Consider the following 16805-nt stretch of genomic DNA (forward strand, 5'->3'; position numbering starts at 1 on the left):
CGATCACAATTGCCGATCGCAGGCTCGCCCCGCCCTTTGATTGACCGCCTAGAATGCGTCCTTGCGTCGGCGCACTTCGGCAAAGACCTCGTCAGGTGCGGCCCCTTCCATGCCGACACCTTGTCGCACGCCCGGTTGATCGGCGCGCAGAAACGGGTTTGTCTCCAACTCAACGGATAGCAGCGAGGGGACAGTGGGCAGCCCCTTGGCGCGGGCTTCGCCGATGCGGTCGATACGAGACATAAGTCTTGTGTTGCCGGGTTCAATGGTCTGTGCAAATCGCGCGTTCGTAGCGGTGTATTCATGGCCCGAACAAATCAGCGTTTCGGGCGGGAGCGCGGCCAGTTTCTGCAGGCTTTGCCACATCTGGCCGGGTGTCCCTTCGAACAGGCGCCCGCAGCCCAGGGCCATCAGGCTGTCGGCGGTGAAGGCCACCTGGCTTTCGGGGAAATGAAAGGCGATATGCCCAACGGTGTGGCCAGATACGTCGATGACATGACCGCTTTCCCCCCCGATCTGCACCGTGTCACCTTCGGCCACGCCGATATCCAGCGGCGGTAGCCGATGCGCGTCGGCGGTGGCCCCGACGACCTTGGCGGGATAGGCCGCCAGCACGGCGTCGATGCCCTGAACGTGATCAAGATGGTGATGGGTAAGCAGGATATGTGTGAGCTGCCAGCCGCGGCGGTCAAGCTCTTCCAGAATCGGGCCGGCTTCGGGAACGTCGATCAGTGCGGTTTCGCCGCTGGCCTTGTCATGTGCCAGGAAAGCGTAGTTGTCACTGAGGCATGGGATGGTCACGATCTCAAGGGGCATGGCGTTTCATCCTTTGCTTGGTATTGTCGGGAGTACAGTGACTGATCAGAGGCCGACCCGCAATGCATCTGGATGTGCAGGATCTGCGTAATTTCTACTACCGCAGCAGCTTGGGGCGCGCGGCCCAGAAAACTGTCAGAAACGCCGTGCTTGAGCTCTGGCCCGAGGCGCAGGGCCAGACGGTCGTGGGGTTCGGTTTTGCCGTGCCGCTGTTGCGCCCCTACCTGAAAGACGCGCGCCGGGTGATCGGGTTGATGCCCGGGCCGCAAGGCGTGATGCCCTGGCCCGCCGGTCAACCCAATGTCAGCGTGCTATGCGAAGAAACGCTGTGGCCGCTGGAAACGGGACATGTGGACAGGTTGCTGTTGATGCACGGCTTGGAGACCAGTGAGAATCCAACCGCGCTGCTCGATGAGTGTTTCCGCGTGCTTGGGCCGGGCGGCAAGGCGTTGTTCATCGTGCCGAACCGCGGCGGGTTGTGGTCGCGCAGCGACCGCACGCCCTTTGGCTACGGCCGCCCTTACACGCTGAGCCAGATCGAGGCGCAGCTCAAGCGCCACCATTTTCTGCCCGAACGCCATGTCACGACCTTGCACCAGCCGCCCAGCCAGCGGCGGTTCTGGCGCAAGACCGCGGGGTTCTGGGAAACCGCCGGGCGCCGCTTGCCGTTGGCCTTGGCGGGCGGCGTGCTGATTGTCGAGGCCAGCAAGCGCGTTCATGCGCCAACCAGTGGCCTGACCGAGGCGGTACGTCGCCCCCTGGGGGTGCTCGATGGTCTGGGCAAGCCGGTTACCGGCAGGCGATCGGAGCTTTGAACAGGCCCGCCCCGTGTGATAGCGTTAACGAAATCGGGGCAGGGATGTCCGAGGAATCGAAAAACCTGCGACCAGTTCGTAAAAAATGTTGCACAAGAAATGCGCAGAATGGGCCGAACTTTCGCTAAGTAATTGAAAACATGATCAAACGCTTTGTGCGAGTATGTTTTATAGCAGGTTGATAGCTTAGGATTGCTCTGCTACACCCCTGCCGAATTTCCGTGCCTTGATAACAGTCAGGCTGTGCAATCACCCCCGGGGCCTGAAGGCCATTCAAACCGGGGCCAGAATATCGGAAGGGTGGACGTGTCCGAACCAGCTTCGATTTCCTCCGGCATCGCCGCGCGCTATGCCACGGCCGTCTTTGAATTGGCCAAAGAAGATAAATCCGTTGCCAAGATCGAAAAAGACCTGGACGCTCTGGAAGCCGCGCTGACCGACAGCGAAGATTTCCGCGCCCTGATCTCATCACCGATCTACTCGCGCGATGAGCAGGGCAAGGCGATCGCAGCGCTGGCCAAGAAGATGGGCCTGACCGCAGTGGTCACAAATGTGCTGGGCCTGATGGCGCAAAAGCGCCGTCTTTTCGTTCTGCCCTACATGATTTCCGCCCTGCGTGCACAGATCGCGGAAGACAAGGGCGAAGTCACCGCCGACGTGGTAAGCGCCAAGGCCCTTACCAAGACCCAGGCCGAAAAGCTGGCGAAAACGCTGAAAGAGCGTGTGGGCAAGGATGTGAAAATCAACGCGACCGTCGATGAAAGTCTTATCGGCGGTCTTATCGTCAAAGTGGGTTCGAAGATGATCGATACCTCGATCGCTTCGAAGCTGAACTCCCTCCAGAATGCAATGAAAGAGGTCGGATAAATGGGTATCCAAGCGGCAGAGATTTCTGCGATCCTGAAGGACCAGATCAAGAATTTCGGTCAAGAGGCCGAGGTGGCCGAGGTTGGCCGGGTGCTGTCGGTTGGCGACGGTATTGCCCGTGTGCATGGCCTCGACAACATTCAGGCCGGTGAGATGGTCGAATTTCCCGGTGGTATTCAGGGCATGGCCCTGAACCTGGAAGCCGACAATGTCGGTATCGTGATCTTCGGCTCGGACCGTGAAATTGGCGAAGGTGACACGGTAAAGCGCACCAACTCGATCGTGGACGTGCCCACCGGCCCCGAATTGCTGGGTCGCGTCGTCGATGGCCTGGGCAATCCGGTGGATGGCAAGGGCCCGATCAAGGCGACCGAGCGTCGCGTGGCCGACGTCAAGGCGCCGGGCATCATCCCGCGTAAATCGGTGCACGAGCCGATGGCAACCGGCCTCAAGGCCGTTGACGCCATGATCCCGATCGGCCGTGGCCAGCGCGAGCTGATCATTGGCGACCGTCAGACTGGCAAGACCGCCGTGGCGCTCGACACGATCCTGAACCAGAAAACCTACAACGACGCTGCAAAAGACGAGAGCGACAAGCTGTATTGCGTCTACGTCGCCATCGGCCAGAAGCGGTCGACCGTGGCCCAGCTCGTGAAGAAACTGGAAGAAAGCGGCGCTATCGAATACTCGATCGTGGTGGCTGCCACCGCGTCGGACCCCGCGCCGATGCAGTTCCTGGCGCCCTATGCCGCGACAGCGATGGCCGAGTATTTCCGCGACAACGGCAAGCACGCGCTGATCATCTATGATGACTTGTCGAAGCAAGCCGTGGCCTACCGCCAGATGTCGCTGCTGCTGCGCCGCCCGCCGGGCCGCGAAGCCTACCCCGGCGACGTTTTCTACCTGCACTCCCGCCTGCTGGAGCGTTCGGCCAAGCTGAACGAGGATAACGGCTCGGGCTCGCTGACCGCGTTGCCGATCATCGAAACCCAGGGCGGCGACGTGTCGGCCTTTATTCCGACCAACGTGATCTCGATCACCGATGGCCAGATATTCTTGGAAACGGAACTGTTTTACCAAGGTATCCGTCCGGCCGTGAACACGGGTCTGTCGGTTTCGCGCGTTGGGTCGTCGGCCCAGACGAACGCGATGAAATCGGTCGCTGGTCCGGTGAAGCTGTCGCTGGCACAGTATCGTGAAATGGCGGCATTCGCTCAGTTCGGCTCCGACCTCGACGCTGCTACCCAGCAGTTGCTGAACCGTGGTGCACGCCTGACCGAACTGATGAAGCAGCCGCAGTATTCGCCGCTGACAAACTCCGAGATCGTCTGCGTGATCTACGCCGGCACCAACGGCTATCTCGACAATATCGACGTCAAGGATGTGGGTCGTTTCGAACAAGGCCTGCTGAAACACCTGCGCGGCAAGCACCAGGGCCTGCTGGACTGGCTCACCACCGAAGACCCCAAGGTAAAGGGTGAGGCCGAAGACAAGATCAAGGCCGCGCTGGACGAATACGCCGCCGATTTCTCGTAAGGAGACGAGGCTATGCCAAGTCTTAAGGACCTGAAAAACCGGATCGAGTCGGTCAAATCGACCCGCAAGATCACAAAGGCCATGCAGATGGTGGCCGCCGCGAAGCTGCGGCGGGCACAGGATGCGGCCGAGTCGGCCCGCCCCTATGCTGAACGGTTCAATGCCGTTCTGGCAGGGCTGGCGGCCTCGGTCGGCGATTCCGACAGCGCGCCCAAGCTGCTGACGGGAACCGGAAAGGATGACGTGCACCTATTGGTCGTGATGACGGCCGAGCGCGGGCTTTGCGGCGGCTTCAACGCCAACATCGCCAAGCTGGCCAAGAACCATGCTGCCAAGCTCAAAGGGCAGGGCAAGACAGTCAAAATCCTGACTGTCGGCAAGAAGGGCCGCGACAGCATGAGGCGGGACTATGGTGACCTGTTCGTCGGTCACGTGGACCTGACCGAGGTCAAACGAGTGGGCTACACGGACGCGCAGGGCATTGCGCGGGATATCCTGAACCGTTTTGACGACGGTGAATTCGACGTTGCAACGATCTTCTACTCGGAGTTCGTGAACGTCGTCAGCCAGATTCCGACCGCCCAGCAGATCATCCCGGCCGATTACGACACCGCGGACGAGGGCGACAGCGACGGCAGCACCACGCTGTACGATTACGAGCCGGACGAAGAGGCCATTCTGGCCGATCTTTTGCCGCGCGGCGTGGCGACGCAGATTTTCACAGCGCTGCTGGAAAACGCGGCGTCCGAACAGGGCGCGCGCATGTCGGCGATGGACAACGCTACACGCAACGCGGGCGAAATGATCGACAAGCTGACGATCGAATACAACCGCTCGCGCCAGGCCGTGATCACCAACGAGCTTATTGAAATCATCTCGGGCGCCGAGGCGCTCTAAGAGGACGGAGACGAATAGATGGCAAACGCAAAAGGCAAAATCACCCAGGTGATCGGTGCCGTCGTGGACGTGCAGTTCAGCGACCACCTGCCGGAAATCCTCAACGCGCTTGAAACCGACAACAACGGCAAGCGCCTGGTTCTGGAAGTGGCGCAGCACTTGGGCGAAGGCACCGTGCGCACCATCGCCATGGACGCAACCGAAGGCTTGGTGCGCGGTCAAGAAGTGACCGACACCGACGCGCCGATCACGGTGCCGGTCGGCACCGCAACGCTGGGCCGCATCCTGAACGTGACGGGCGACCCGGTTGACGAACAGGGCCCCGTCAAGGCGGATGAATACCGCCCGATCCACGCAGAAGCGCCCGATTTCGCGGACCAGGCCACCGAGGCCGAGGTTCTGGTGACCGGCATCAAGGTGATCGACCTGCTGGCCCCCTACGCCAAGGGCGGTAAGATCGGCCTGTTCGGCGGTGCCGGTGTGGGCAAGACGGTTCTGATCCAGGAATTGATCAACAACATCGCCAAGGTGCACTCGGGCCTGTCGGTGTTCGCCGGTGTGGGTGAGCGGACCCGCGAAGGCAACGACCTGTATCACGAGATGATCGAATCCGGCGTTCTGACACCCGACAACCTGACCGATTCCAAGATCGCGCTGGTTTATGGCCAGATGAACGAGCCGCCGGGTGCACGTGCTCGCGTTGCGCTGACCGGCCTGACCCTGGCCGAGCAGTTCCGCGACGCCACCGGTACCGACGTGCTGTTCTTTGTCGACAACATCTTCCGCTTTACGCAGGCGGGTTCGGAAATGTCGGCTCTGCTGGGTCGTATCCCCTCGGCCGTGGGCTATCAGCCGACGCTGGCCACCGACATGGGCCAGATGCAGGAACGCATCACCTCGACCAAGTCGGGCTCGATTACCTCGATCCAGGCCGTGTACGTGCCTGCGGATGACCTTACCGACCCCGCACCGGCAACCACCTTTGCGCACCTTGACGCAACTACGGTTCTGAACCGCGCGATTTCCGAGCTGGGCATCTACCCCGCCGTGGACCCGCTCGATTCCACCTCGCGTCTGATGGACCCGCAGATCATCGGCGAAGAGCATTACCAGGTGGCACGCGACGTGCAGGGCATCCTGCAGCGCTATAAGTCGCTGCAAGACATCATCGCGATCCTTGGCATGGATGAACTGAGCGAAGAGGACAAGCTGATCGTGGCCCGTGCCCGGAAAATCCAGCGTTTCCTGTCGCAGCCGTTCGACGTGGCAAAGGTGTTCACCGGCTCGGACGGTATCCAGGTCCCGCTGGAAGACACGATCGCATCGTTCAAGGCCGTTGTTGCGGGTGAATACGACCACCTGCCCGAGGGCGCGTTCTACATGGTAGGCGGCATCGAAGACGTGAAAGCCAAGGCCGAGAAGATGGCTGCCGACGCGGCGTAACCTGGGATCAGCGGGCGCCCGTCGCCGACGCGCGCCCCGGCCCGGGGACACTCGCAAGGAGAATTACGATGGCAGAGACAATGCAATTCGACCTCGTCAGCCCGGAACGGCGCGTTGCGTCGCTTCAGGTGGCGGCGGTTCAGATCCCCGGCGCTGATGGCGATCTTACGGCGATGAAAGACCATGCGCCGTTGATTACCACCCTGCGTCCCGGTGTTCTGAGCGTGGACGGCCCGGACGGGGAGGCCAAGTTTGTCGTGACCGGCGGTTTCGCCGAGATCAGCAGCGCGGGCGCCAGCATCCTGGCCGAGCGGGCTGTGCCCGTCGAGGACATGACGCAAGAGATTTACCACGATATGGTCAAATCTGCGCATGAGGCTCACGCGAAGGCGCGTGAGACCTTCCAGAACGAGCCCGGCCCGGTGGATGACGCCGCAAAGTTGCTGGCAGACATGGTTGCCATGGGCGACCATATCGGGATTTCACCGCCCAACCTGTGATCTGGGTACCCAAGGTTCAAAGCCCCCGTCTTGGACGGGGGCTTTTTCATTTTTGTTCCAAAATTATGCCGAATTTGTCCAGTATGGTAGGCTGAAGGCGAAAGAGTTCAGATCTGATGAAAAAACTGGGAACGCACAGAATCGGCATCGATCAGGGCGACAATGTTCTGTTTTCCGACTACGAAGACGGCGGCGAAATGTGGACGGGCGACGGCCCGCGCGAAAGACGGAAATCCGTAGACTTCTCCGAGCGATTCTGCTCGCCGCCGGTGGTGCAGTGTTCGCTCAGTATGTGGGATGTTGATCACGCCACGAACGTGCGCGCCGATGTCAGCGCCGAAAATATCAGCGACACCGGCTTTGACCTGGTTTTTCGAACATGGGGCAATACGCGCGTGGCCCGCGCCCGCGTCGGCTGGATGGCGATCGGCGAGGTCAGCAACGACGACGATTGGGATCTGTACTGACCACGCGCGATACTGCCGCGGTTTTACAGGATACCTTCGTAAATCGGGCCGAGCGTTTCGGTTTCGAACAGCGACGACACGCTTGTGCCATTCCAGATATTCAGGATGGCCTGCGCAAAGATCGGTGCTGTTGGCAAGATCCGGATGTTGGATGCTGCTTTGACATTGTCTGTCGCCTCGATCGAGTCGGTGATGACAAGGGAGTTCATCACCGATTTGGTTATCCGTTCGACCGCAGGGCCCGACAGCACGCCATGCGTGATGTAGCTGTGCACCTCGGTTGCGCCATGTGACATCAGCACTTCGGCGGCCTTGCACAAGGTCCCGGCGGTGTCGCAGATATCGTCGACGATGATACATTTCTTGCCGGAGACATCTCCGATCACAGTCATTTCCGCGATCTCGCCCGGCCTTTCACGGCGTTTGTCGACGATCGACAGCGGTGCGTTAATCCGCTTGGCAAGTTCACGTGCCCGCGCCACGCCGCCCACATCGGGGCTGACCACCATCACATCTTCCAGCGTATCCTTGAACTGGTGCAGAATATCCAGTGCGAAAACCGGCGAGGCATAAAGGTTATCGACCGGGATATCGAAGAAGCCCTGAATCTGGGCGGCGTGGAGATCCATGGTCAGCACCCGTTCGATTCCGGCTTCGACCATCATGTTGGCCACCAGCTTGGCGGAAATGGGCGTGCGCGCCTTCGAGCGACGATCTTGCCGCGCGTAGCCGAAATACGGGATCACGGCGGTGATCCGCGATGCCGAAGACCGCCGCAGCGCGTCTGAAATGATCAGCAGCTCCATCAGGTTGTCATTGGCCGGGTTCGAAGTCGGCTGAATGATGAACATGTCTTCGCCGCGGACGTTTTCGTAAACTTCGACGAAAATCTCCTGGTCGTTGAAACGCTCCACGCGGGCATCGACTAGGTTTTGCGAAATGCCGCGATGCATCGACATCCGGCGGGCGATGGCGTTGGCCAGAGGCAGATTGGCATTGCCGGTGATAAGTTTGGGTTCGGTCATGGAGGGCATGAGGACTGTTCCGGGAAAGCTGTGAATGACAGATTCGTGACGTTGACACTGCCTATCATCTGAATACGTTCGGGCAAACCTATGCATTCGGGGAGCCGCGCAAATGGCCCATGTCGATTACTTTTTCTCCACCCTATCGCCCTATTGCTACCTGGCGGGCGGCCGGTTGGAGAAAATCGCCGCACACCACGGCGCGACCATCACCTATAAACCCTTTGACCTGGTTGCCGCCTTTCCGCGCACCGGCGGCGCCCCTGTCGATCAGCGCCACCCATCCCGCACCGCCTATCGCGCCCAAGAGCTGCCGCGCCAGGCGAAGAAACTGGGAATGCCGTTGAATTTCCAACCCGCACATTTCCCGACGAATGCAGCGCCGTCTTCTTATGCGATCATAGCGGCACAGTCGGCGGAAGGTGGCGACCTGGGGGGGCTGGTGCATGGTATCTTGCGCGCCGTCTGGGTCGAGCAAAAGGATATCGCGCAGGATGACGTGATCCGCGGTTGCCTGTCGGCCGCCGGTTTCGATCCGAGCCTGGCCGACAAGGGGCTGCTGGCAGGGGCCGAAACTTATGCTGCAAATACCGAAGAGGCCGTCACGCGCGGGGTATTCGGTGCGCCCTTTTATATCACCGACGGGGGGCAGATGTTCTGGGGGCAGGATCGGCTGGCAGACCTTGATGCCCACCTGGCGGGGGATCTGTGATGCCTGTCGATCGGCGTGGTGGCGTGGATACGCATTGGGTGCGCATGGGGCACGGCCACCGCAAGGCCCTGTTGCTGCATTGTTCGTTGGGTCATTCCGGTGGCTGGCAGGGCGTGGCGCGGTACCTGGACGACATGCTGGACATGACGGCCTTTGATTTGCCGGGCCATGGCCGCAGCGCGGATTGGGACGGGGTCAGCGACCTGCAAACCGTGTCGATGAACATGGCGCTGGATTTTCTGGATCCTGACCAGCCGTTGGACCTGATCGGCCACAGTTTCGGCGGTACGATTGCCCTGCGCATCGCGGTTGAGCGACCGGAACTGGTGCGCAGCCTTGTGTTGATCGAGCCGGTGTTCTTTGCCGTGGCCATGGCCGATCGGCCTGACCTGCTGGACATGCATGATCAGGACCTGGGGCCCTACTACCGCGCGATGCAGGCGGGTGAGTTGGAAGAGGCCACGCGCATCTTCAGCGGTTTCTGGGGCGATGGCCGCGCGTGGGATACGATCCCGGCGCCGCAGCGCGCCGCCATGGTCAAGCGTATTCGCCTCGTGCATGCAGGCCACCCGCAGATCTATGGCGACAAGGCCGGTATCCTTGCCAGTGGCGCGCTTGATCGTCTGTCACATCCGACCCTGCTGATCGAGGGGGGCGACTCGCCCCCCTATGTCGCGGCCATCAATGACGGCTTGATGAAGCGCTTGCGGCGGGCCGAACGGATCGTTGTCGATGGGGCAGGGCACATGGTCCCGATCACCCACCCAGAAGAAGTGGCCGCGCAGGTGCGCGGTTTCCTTGAAAGCGTGCCCGAGAAACAGCCGGTGCTGCCCTGACGCGGGTCAGCCTTTCGCGATCTCGACGAACTGGTCGATCTGTTTTGCGCTGATCGACCAGTCGGCCACCAGGCGGCAGGGCAGCGGTTCGTCCGGGTCGCCCTTGTTCAGGTCGCCATCCAGCACGTAATACATGGCGCCGGCCTTGTTCAGCCGCTGATGCGCGGCGCGGGGCATTTGCGCGAAGATGATATTGGCCTCCGGCTGGTGCAGCATCTCGACACCGGGTATTCCGGCCAACCCATCGGCCAGGCGCCTGCAATTGGCGTTGGCCGCGCGGGCCGACGTCAGCCACAGGTCGTCGGTCAGATAGGCCTCCATCTGGGCGGAAAGATACCGGTGCTTGGAAAACAGATGGGCGCCCCGCTTGCGCCGCAGTTCGAACTCCCACGCTTTCTCGGGGTTGAAGAAAATCACCGCCTCGACCCCGGGGCAGCCGTTTTTCGTGCCGCCGAAACTGACCGCGTCGATACCCGCCTTCCACGTCATTTCCGCCGGGCTGCAGCCGAGCGCCACCAGGGCGTTGGCAAAGCGCGCGCCGTCCAGATGCGCCTTTTGGCCAAAGTCACGGGCGACGCCTGTCAACGCGGCCAGTTCTTCCAGGCTGTAGACGCGGCCCTTTTCGGTAACCTGCGTGATCGAGACCGGGCCACGCTGCGGCCCATGAACACCGCGGGTTTCCTCGGCGGCCATTGCCTTGTGCAGGGTGTCTGGTGTCATCTTGTCGCTGTCGCCCACAAGCGTCAGCTTGGCACCACCCATGTAGAACTCGGGTGCGTTGCACTCGTCCTCGTGGATGTGGGCCACGGGTGAGCAGAATACCGTCTGCCAGGGCTCGCTCATGCAGGCCAGAGCCAGAGAATTGGCCGCGGTGCCGGTGGCCACAAGGTAAACCGCCGCCTCTGGCGCTTCGAACAGCTCGCGAATACGGGCCCGGACACGCTCCATGATGGTGTCGGCCCCATAAGGCAGGGCATAGCCTGCGTTGGCGTCAATCAATGCCTGCATTATGGACGGATGCGCAGGCCCTGCATTGTCAGAGGCAAAAAACATCAGGTGGGCTCCTCGATTATGTGATCTTCCCAATCGTCGTCGTCGATTTCGAATTCTGGCACGGTACGGGCCTGCATGGAAACGCCCGCGCGGTGCACGCTGTCCGGATCGCCCGAGAGCAGCGGATGCCAATCAAACAAAGGCTGACCCTGCCAAAGCAGCTTGTAGGCACAGGTTTCGGGCATCCAGTACAAGTTCCGATCCATGTTGCCGGGCTTGAGAACGATGCATTCGGGCACGAATTGATGACGTATCTGGTACTGGCTGCACCGACAGGTCGCATCGTCGAACAGGCGGCAGGCGACATTAGTCAGCGCCACCTCGCCGGTGTCTTCGTCTTCTAGCTTGTTCATGCAGCATTTGCCGCAGCCGTCGCACAGCGCCTCCCACTCGGCATGGGTCATCCGTTCCAGCGGCACGGTTTCCCAGAAGCGTGGGCGCAGCGACGTCATAGCGCGCCAAGGATGTCGCGGGCGCGGCCGCAATCTGCATCCATCTGGGCGATCAGCGCATCGAGACCGTCAAAGTTTTCTTCGGGGCGCAGAAACTCGACCAGCCCAATCGACAGTTCCGCACCGTAAAGGTCACCGGAGAAATCGAAAATGAAGGTTTCCAGGTTGGGGCGCTCGCCATTGAACATCGGTCGCACGCCGATGGATGCCGCGCCGTGATAGGCGCCCTTGTGCGGCCCGTCCAGAACGTCGACCAGCACGGCATAGACGCCGAAACGAGGCGGGTGCAGCCCGTCTATCGACATGTTCGCGGTGGGATAGCCCAGCTCCCGGCCACGCTGTTCGCCGCCGATCACGGCACCGTCGATGCGGTGCCAGTGGCCCAGCATGGCAGCCGCGTCGCGCGGGCGGCCTTCGGCCAGCGCATTGCGGATCGCGGTCGAGGAAACCTCGCCCTGTTCGCCGGCAATCAGCTTGGCAACCGTCACGCCGAAACCCATTTGCCGGCCAAACCTTTGCAGGTCGTCCGCGTCGCCCGCACGGCCCTTGCCGAAACAGAAATCGGCCCCGACAACGACGTGGCGCAGGCCGAGGCCATCGTGAATCACGTTGCGTGCGAAATCCTCGGGAGAGAGGCTGGCCAGGGCGGCGTTAAACTTCAATTCGTACAGCCGTTCAATTCCCAGCTTTTGCAGCCGGTGTGCGCGGGCCTCGGGGCCCATCAGACGAAAGGGCGGGGCATCGGGTGCGAAATACTGGCGCGGGTGTGGCTCGAACGTCATCACGCCCAGCGGTGCGCCGATGGCATCGCCGGCGGCGCGGGCCTGGTCTATCACCGATTGGTGGCCCATGTGCACGCCGTCGAAATTACCGATGGCTGCGCTGGCACCCCGGTCTTCCTCGGCCACGAATGTATAGTCGCGGATGATACGCATGGGCGCAGGGTTAGCCGCGCGTGCAAGATGGTGCAAGCGGCGAAAGTTGCCTAGTCGAACTTGCCCGAGGGGGCCAGCACGGTGGCTTCGCCGATCAGCACTTTCTTTCCATCGACCGTGCAGCGGGTTTCCAGGCGCACGCGACGCTTGGCGTGGTCAATGCCGATCACCTCGACCTCGGCCAGAACGGTGTCGCCGGGGCGTACGGGGCCCAGGAATGTAAGGGACTGGCCCATGTAGATCGTGCCGTGGCCCGGCAGTTGCTCGCCTATCACTGCCGAGATCAGGCCGGCCGTCAGCATCCCGTGGGCAATACGCCCTTCGAAAATCGTTTCGCTGGCGTAATCGGCGTCCATATGCACCGGGTTGCGGTCGGTCGATACCCGGGCGAACATTTCGATATCTTCGTCGGTGATGGTTTTGCGCAGGTGGCGCACCATTCCCATCTCGATCTCCTCGATCGTGATGGTTCCGCGCGGCAGGTTGTCCAACATCCGACCCTCCGTCTGGTCGTTCAGGTAATTTTCGGACGACAATTCGCCCCATGCGGCAACTTTATTTCTTTGCAGGCGCAGAAAATCAAGCGTTAAATATATCAGCGCAACTGCCCGATGGCATAGGTCGGGCTGGACATTTCATTTTCCAGATAGGCATTTAACGCGTCTGGGTCAGGCTGCTGCGCGGTTTTGGTTTCCGCCCTGGCCAGCCCGCCGGTGATGAACAGGGAATCGATATCCTCGCCCATGGCCCCTTGAACGTCGGTGGCGATACCATCGCCCACGGCCAGAATCGCCCCGTTGCGCACGTCGCGCCCCAGGGCGGTCAGGCGGCGGCGCGCCAGGTCGTAGATGGGCGGATGCGGCTTGCCGAAATAAAGGCTTTCGCCCCCCATCTCGGTATAAAGCCGGGCCAGCGCCCCGGCGCACCATTCGCGCACCTCGCCCCGGTCGACAACGATATCGGGATTGGCACAAAGCAGCTTAAGCCCTTTCTGCTTTGCGTACAGAAACTGGGGGCGGTTCACATCCGGGTCGGCCATGGGGTCGAAAGGTCCGCAGCAAACGATACCTTCCGCATCTTTCAGGTCGACCATCTGGATATCGACAGGATCCTCGATGATCTCCATAGGCGCAAAGAAACCTTGGTCACGCTCCCATTCGCCCATGAACCAAACTTTTTCACCGACAAAACCACGGAACATCGCGGCGCGTGCGCTGTCACCGCTGGTGGCGATCGTGTCCCATGCATCGTCGGGCACGCCGAATATGTGCAATTGCTCTTCCACGCCCTTGCGGGGCTTGGGCGAATTGGTGACCAGCACGACCGTGCCGCCCCTTTGGCGATAGCCCTGCAACGCCGCCACGGCCGAAGGGATGGCCTGCACCCCGTCATGCACGCACCCCCAAAGATCGACGAACATCGCGTCGTAACGGTCAGAGATATCGGCAAGCGATTCGATGATCTGGGTCATGGCGGGCCCTTTCTGGCACTATGGAGTCCATGCAAAAGACAAACACGTGCTATATGCATCGCCCGCGCCGGATTGGCCACAGCTTGCTTGTGCCTGTCAGGCGGCTTCGGTCAGAAGCGCGCGAAGATCAAGCGGCGCGTTACTCATCTTCAACATGCCCTCGGCGTCGCGAGGCCAGTCGGCTTGCGGGCGGTCGCGGTAGATTTCTATCCCGTTGCCGTCGGGGTCGCGGAAATAGATAGCTTCGGACACGCCATGATCGGCGGCGCCGTCAATCTCGATTCCCGCCTTCACGACGCGGGCAAGGGCATCGGCCAATGCCGGTCTGTCGGGATAGAGAAATGCGACATGGTAAAGCCCGGTGTGGTGTGGCGCGGGCGGCGTGCCGCCATGGCTTTCCCAGGTGTTCAGGCCGATATGGTGGTGATAGCCGCCAGCCGACAAGAACGCGGCCTGGCTACCATATCGTTGTTGCAGTTCGAATCCCATCACGTCGCTGTAAAAGGCGATGGCGCGATCAAGGTTGGCCACTTTCAGGTGAACATGGCCGATTCGAGTGTCAGGGTGTGCTGTCTGGGGCAAGGCGTGTCTCCTTTGGATGGAAAGATACCCCTGCGCCGTCTTGCGGAAAAGATGCCGAATAGCACCGCTGATGTGCAAATATGGGAGGCTCTGCGCCTTGTCACGAAAAAGGGCACCGCGAACGGTGCCCTTCCCAAACCAAGGTCGCGTCCCGGATCAGAGCGTCAGAACCGGGATGATCTGCTTTTTGCGGCTCATCACACCCGGCAGCACCACGGTGTCCCCGGTGACGGTCGCCCCAAAGGATTTCTCGGCCAGTGTTTTCACCGTTTTGTTCGGCACCAGCAGCGTGGCCTCTTCCTTGATGATGTCCACGATGAACAAAAGCACCTCGTCAACGCCGTCCTCGGCGCAGACGGTCTTGAAGCTGTCCATCAGGCTTGCCTTGCGATCCAGCGGGATCGCGGGTGCGGTGGTTTCCAGCACCGAAACGCGGAACTTGGTGCCGCCAACCTCGTATTCCTTGCTGTCCATGCGGATCAGCTCGGCGTCGGAAAAGGCCGACACGTCGGATTTCGCGGCGAACATCTCGGCGGCGTAGTCGGCCAGGCTCACGCCCAGCTCACCGGCCAGTTTCTCGGCCACGGCGCGATCATGGTCGGTGGTGGTGGGGCTGCGGAACTCCAGCGTGTCCGACAGGATGCAGGACAGCGCCGCGCCCTTGATTGCCTCGGGCATCTTGGCCGCGTCATCGCCCATCAGGTCGATCATGATGGTGGCAGTGCAGGCCAACGGGCGCATGGTGATGTCGATCGGCCCCTTGGTTTCCAGCCCGCCTACCAGCTTGTGGTGGTCGATTATGGCGCGGATATCCGCGCTGTTCACGTTCGCGGGCAGTTCGGCGGGGTTGTTGGTGTCGACGATCACGACGGGCGCGTCAGCCTCGACATCGGCGATGATCTCGGGCTTTTCCAGGTTCCAGCGCTCCAGCACGAACGCGGCCTCGGTATTCGGTTCGCCCAGCAAAACGGGCTTGGCCGCCTCGCCCTTGATCTCGTTCAGGTACCAGGCCCAGATGATGGGCGAGCCGGTGGAATCGGTGTCGGGTGACTTGTGCCCGAAAACAAGCGTGGTCATTGCGGATGCCTCGTTCGAAAAATGTGATTTCGCGCGCCTTATAGGGTTGCGTCCGGGCTTTGTCACCTGCTGCAATGCGGCGAAGACGCAACGCATGGCGGATTTGCATCAGCGCGCGGGCAGGGCATGATTGGCCGATGGGGCAAATGGCGGAAACCGATCTTTACGCGCCGGTCAAGGCATTCCTGGAAAGCCGGGGCTTTGCCGTCAAGGCCGAGGTAGGCGGCGTGGACGTGATGGCCTGCCGCGACGACGAGCCACCCGTGATCGTCGAACTGAAGGCGGGTTTTTCACTGGTGCTGCTGCACCAGGCCTGTGACCGGCTGGCGCTGACCGAGCGTGTTTACGTCTGCGTGCCGCGTCGCACGGGGCGGGCAAGCTGGTCGGCACTGAAGGCAAATATCAAGCTGTGCCGCAGGTTGGGGCTGGGGGTGATAACGGTGCGGCCGCGGGATGGCCTGGTCGAGGTTCATGTCGAACCGGGCCCATACGCCCCACGCCGCAACAAGACGAGGACCGCGCGGTTGTTGCGCGATTTCGCGCGGCTTGACGGCGACCCGAACCTGGGCGGCACGCGGGGGCGTGTGATGACCGCCTATCGCCAGGATGCGCGCGCGGTGGCGATGCACCTTGCCGATGCAGGGCCATCCAAGGGCGCCGATGTGGCGCGGGCAACCGGGGTGCCCAACGCCACGCGGATCATGGCCGACAACCATTATGGCTGGTTCCGGCGCTTGCGCGTCGGCGTGTACGAACTGACCGAGACGGGGCGAGCGATGGCTGACGCACCGGCGCGTATGGACAGCGCGTCCACCGATACCTAGGTTGGGCGGAGCGAGGACGACCTCCCCCATCCGGGTATCATTTCGGGACGGCCCGGCCAAACAGGATGGGACCAAGATGCGCACCAGACGCGACCGTATTCGTCATGCAATCAGTTTCGAAATCTTGGGCCTTGCGCTGGTCGTGCCCCTTGGCGCGGCCGGGTTCGGGATGCCCGCAACCGACCTGGGGGTTGTCGCCGTCTTTGCCGCCAGCATGGCAACGGTATGGAACTACCTCTACAACATCTGGTTCGACCGGGCGATGAAGCGTCTGCGGGGCAGCGTTCACAAAACCTACGGCCTGCGGGTTGTCCATGCGGTGCTGTTCGAATGCGGGTTGTTGATTGCCACGCTGCCGTTTTTCGCCTGGTACCTGGGTATTGGCCTGTGGCAGGCCTTCCTGATGGATTTTTCCTTCGTGGCTTTCTACCTGGTCTACGCTTTTCTTTTCAACCTGACCTATGACCGGGTGTTCCCTTTGCCGAAAGACGCCTAGC

At 61.5% G+C, this 16805-nt stretch carries 20 protein-coding genes; 11 read left to right on the forward strand and 9 right to left on the reverse strand.

All coding sequences use genetic code 11. The annotated features are described in order from the left end of the window. Positions 1–48: 48 nt before the first annotated feature. Positions 49–816, reverse strand: a complete 768-nt coding sequence (gene gloB / locus M8744_RS10945; protein ID WP_251415449.1) for a hydroxyacylglutathione hydrolase — start codon at positions 814–816, stop codon at positions 49–51. A 62-nt stretch (positions 817–878) separates the two neighbouring features. Between gloB and M8744_RS10950 the strand changes: the two genes are divergently transcribed. The 7 genes from M8744_RS10950 to M8744_RS10980 all read left to right on the forward strand — a co-directional run bounded on the left by M8744_RS10950 (position 879) and on the right by M8744_RS10980 (position 7341). Further along, the gene (locus M8744_RS10950) at positions 879–1631 is read left to right on the forward strand and encodes a class I SAM-dependent methyltransferase (RefSeq protein ID WP_251415453.1); all 753 of its coding nucleotides are present in this window, start codon (positions 879–881) and stop codon (positions 1629–1631) included. A gap of 306 nt (positions 1632–1937) precedes the next feature. Then, a complete protein-coding gene (locus M8744_RS10955) occupies positions 1938–2498 on the forward strand; it encodes a F0F1 ATP synthase subunit delta (protein ID WP_251415456.1) in 561 nt (186 codons plus the stop codon). Further along, on the forward strand, positions 2499–4034 hold the full coding sequence (gene atpA, locus M8744_RS10960; RefSeq protein ID WP_251415459.1) for a F0F1 ATP synthase subunit alpha: 1536 nt from the start codon (positions 2499–2501) through the stop codon (positions 4032–4034). Between the two features lie 12 nt (positions 4035–4046). Beyond that, on the forward strand, positions 4047–4931 hold the full coding sequence (locus M8744_RS10965) for a F0F1 ATP synthase subunit gamma (RefSeq protein WP_251415462.1): 885 nt from the start codon (positions 4047–4049) through the stop codon (positions 4929–4931). An 18-nt stretch (positions 4932–4949) separates the two neighbouring features. Continuing rightward, positions 4950–6374 carry a F0F1 ATP synthase subunit beta gene (gene atpD / locus M8744_RS10970; RefSeq protein ID WP_251415479.1) on the forward strand — a complete coding sequence of 475 codons (1425 nt, stop codon included), beginning with the start codon at positions 4950–4952 and terminating at the stop codon, positions 6372–6374. A 68-nt stretch (positions 6375–6442) separates the two neighbouring features. Further along, positions 6443–6874, forward strand: a complete 432-nt coding sequence (locus tag M8744_RS10975; protein WP_251415482.1) for a F0F1 ATP synthase subunit epsilon — start codon at positions 6443–6445, stop codon at positions 6872–6874. A 116-nt stretch (positions 6875–6990) separates the two neighbouring features. After that, on the forward strand, positions 6991–7341 hold the full coding sequence (locus M8744_RS10980) for an H-type lectin domain-containing protein (RefSeq protein WP_251415484.1): 351 nt from the start codon (positions 6991–6993) through the stop codon (positions 7339–7341). Between the two features lie 23 nt (positions 7342–7364). Here the strand turns inward: M8744_RS10980 and M8744_RS10985 are convergent, their stop codons facing one another. Further along, the gene (locus M8744_RS10985; RefSeq protein ID WP_251415487.1) at positions 7365–8375 is read right to left on the reverse strand and encodes a ribose-phosphate pyrophosphokinase; all 1011 of its coding nucleotides are present in this window, start codon (positions 8373–8375) and stop codon (positions 7365–7367) included. 103 nt (positions 8376–8478) lie between these two features. Between M8744_RS10985 and M8744_RS10990 the strand changes: the two genes are divergently transcribed. Together M8744_RS10990 and M8744_RS10995 are read left to right on the forward strand one after the other, a co-directional pair. Then, the gene (locus M8744_RS10990) at positions 8479–9078 is read left to right on the forward strand and encodes a 2-hydroxychromene-2-carboxylate isomerase (RefSeq protein WP_251415490.1); all 600 of its coding nucleotides are present in this window, start codon (positions 8479–8481) and stop codon (positions 9076–9078) included. Next, positions 9078–9914 carry an alpha/beta fold hydrolase gene (locus tag M8744_RS10995; RefSeq protein ID WP_251415493.1) on the forward strand — a complete coding sequence of 279 codons (837 nt, stop codon included), beginning with the start codon at positions 9078–9080 and terminating at the stop codon, positions 9912–9914. Before M8744_RS10990 ends, M8744_RS10995 begins: the two co-directional genes overlap by 1 nt. A 6-nt stretch (positions 9915–9920) precedes the next feature. Here M8744_RS10995 and M8744_RS11000 read toward each other — a convergent pair whose 3' ends face one another. The 7 genes from M8744_RS11000 to M8744_RS11030 form a co-directional block, all read right to left on the reverse strand. Continuing rightward, positions 9921–10967 carry a threonine aldolase family protein gene (locus M8744_RS11000; RefSeq protein WP_251415496.1) on the reverse strand — a complete coding sequence of 349 codons (1047 nt, stop codon included), beginning with the start codon at positions 10965–10967 and terminating at the stop codon, positions 9921–9923. Beyond that, the gene (locus tag M8744_RS11005) at positions 10967–11419 is read right to left on the reverse strand and encodes a YcgN family cysteine cluster protein (protein WP_251415513.1); all 453 of its coding nucleotides are present in this window, start codon (positions 11417–11419) and stop codon (positions 10967–10969) included. The genes M8744_RS11000 and M8744_RS11005 overlap by 1 nt, the downstream gene beginning before the upstream one ends. Next, on the reverse strand, positions 11416–12354 hold the full coding sequence (locus M8744_RS11010; RefSeq protein WP_251415516.1) for a bifunctional riboflavin kinase/FAD synthetase: 939 nt from the start codon (positions 12352–12354) through the stop codon (positions 11416–11418). The genes M8744_RS11005 and M8744_RS11010 overlap by 4 nt, the downstream gene beginning before the upstream one ends. A 50-nt stretch (positions 12355–12404) precedes the next feature. Continuing rightward, positions 12405–12848: a MaoC family dehydratase gene (locus M8744_RS11015; protein WP_251415519.1), complete on the reverse strand. Its 444-nt coding sequence runs from the start codon at positions 12846–12848 to the stop codon at positions 12405–12407. Positions 12849–12949: 101 nt separating this feature from the next. Beyond that, entirely contained in the window at positions 12950–13825 is an 876-nt protein-coding gene (locus M8744_RS11020; RefSeq protein WP_251415522.1) for a TIGR01459 family HAD-type hydrolase, read from the reverse strand. A 96-nt stretch (positions 13826–13921) separates the two neighbouring features. Continuing rightward, positions 13922–14407: a VOC family protein gene (locus tag M8744_RS11025; protein ID WP_251415537.1), complete on the reverse strand. Its 486-nt coding sequence runs from the start codon at positions 14405–14407 to the stop codon at positions 13922–13924. Between the two features lie 156 nt (positions 14408–14563). Beyond that, positions 14564–15484 carry a manganese-dependent inorganic pyrophosphatase gene (locus M8744_RS11030; RefSeq protein WP_251415540.1) on the reverse strand — a complete coding sequence of 307 codons (921 nt, stop codon included), beginning with the start codon at positions 15482–15484 and terminating at the stop codon, positions 14564–14566. Positions 15485–15630: 146 nt separating this feature from the next. Here M8744_RS11030 and M8744_RS11035 point away from each other — a divergent pair, with 146 nt between their 5' ends. Together M8744_RS11035 and M8744_RS11040 are read left to right on the forward strand one after the other, a co-directional pair. Continuing rightward, entirely contained in the window at positions 15631–16308 is a 678-nt protein-coding gene (locus tag M8744_RS11035) for a DUF2161 domain-containing phosphodiesterase (protein WP_251415832.1), read from the forward strand. 76 nt (positions 16309–16384) lie between these two features. Next, on the forward strand, positions 16385–16804 hold the full coding sequence (locus tag M8744_RS11040; RefSeq protein WP_251415556.1) for a PACE efflux transporter: 420 nt from the start codon (positions 16385–16387) through the stop codon (positions 16802–16804). Position 16805 lies beyond the last annotated feature (1 nt).

The organism is Lutimaribacter degradans (genome assembly GCF_023703375.1).
GTDB lineage: Bacteria > Pseudomonadota > Alphaproteobacteria > Rhodobacterales > Rhodobacteraceae > Lutimaribacter > Lutimaribacter degradans.

Excerpts from the sequence above, each read along its gene's own strand:
- gloB (WP_251415449.1), bottom strand. The coding sequence starts at position 816 with ATGCCCCTTGAGATCGTGACCATCCCATGCCTCAGTGACAACTACGCT.
- M8744_RS10950 (WP_251415453.1), top strand. The coding sequence starts at position 879 with ATGCATCTGGATGTGCAGGATCTGCGTAATTTCTACTACCGCAGCAGC.
- atpA (WP_251415459.1), top strand. The coding sequence starts at position 2,499 with ATGGGTATCCAAGCGGCAGAGATTTCTGCGATCCTGAAGGACCAGATC.
- M8744_RS10965 (WP_251415462.1), top strand. The coding sequence starts at position 4,047 with ATGCCAAGTCTTAAGGACCTGAAAAACCGGATCGAGTCGGTCAAATCG.
- atpD (WP_251415479.1), top strand. The coding sequence starts at position 4,950 with ATGGCAAACGCAAAAGGCAAAATCACCCAGGTGATCGGTGCCGTCGTG.
- M8744_RS10975 (WP_251415482.1), top strand. The coding sequence starts at position 6,443 with ATGGCAGAGACAATGCAATTCGACCTCGTCAGCCCGGAACGGCGCGTT.
- M8744_RS10980 (WP_251415484.1), top strand. The coding sequence starts at position 6,991 with ATGAAAAAACTGGGAACGCACAGAATCGGCATCGATCAGGGCGACAAT.
- M8744_RS10985 (WP_251415487.1), bottom strand. The coding sequence starts at position 8,375 with ATGCCCTCCATGACCGAACCCAAACTTATCACCGGCAATGCCAATCTG.
- M8744_RS10990 (WP_251415490.1), top strand. The coding sequence starts at position 8,479 with ATGGCCCATGTCGATTACTTTTTCTCCACCCTATCGCCCTATTGCTAC.
- M8744_RS10995 (WP_251415493.1), top strand. The coding sequence starts at position 9,078 with ATGCCTGTCGATCGGCGTGGTGGCGTGGATACGCATTGGGTGCGCATG.
- M8744_RS11000 (WP_251415496.1), bottom strand. The coding sequence starts at position 10,967 with ATGTTTTTTGCCTCTGACAATGCAGGGCCTGCGCATCCGTCCATAATG.
- M8744_RS11005 (WP_251415513.1), bottom strand. The coding sequence starts at position 11,419 with ATGACGTCGCTGCGCCCACGCTTCTGGGAAACCGTGCCGCTGGAACGG.
- M8744_RS11010 (WP_251415516.1), bottom strand. The coding sequence starts at position 12,354 with ATGCGTATCATCCGCGACTATACATTCGTGGCCGAGGAAGACCGGGGT.
- M8744_RS11015 (WP_251415519.1), bottom strand. The coding sequence starts at position 12,848 with ATGTTGGACAACCTGCCGCGCGGAACCATCACGATCGAGGAGATCGAG.
- M8744_RS11020 (WP_251415522.1), bottom strand. The coding sequence starts at position 13,825 with ATGACCCAGATCATCGAATCGCTTGCCGATATCTCTGACCGTTACGAC.
- M8744_RS11030 (WP_251415540.1), bottom strand. The coding sequence starts at position 15,484 with ATGACCACGCTTGTTTTCGGGCACAAGTCACCCGACACCGATTCCACC.
- M8744_RS11035 (WP_251415832.1), top strand. The coding sequence starts at position 15,631 with ATGGCGGAAACCGATCTTTACGCGCCGGTCAAGGCATTCCTGGAAAGC.
- M8744_RS11040 (WP_251415556.1), top strand. The coding sequence starts at position 16,385 with ATGCGCACCAGACGCGACCGTATTCGTCATGCAATCAGTTTCGAAATC.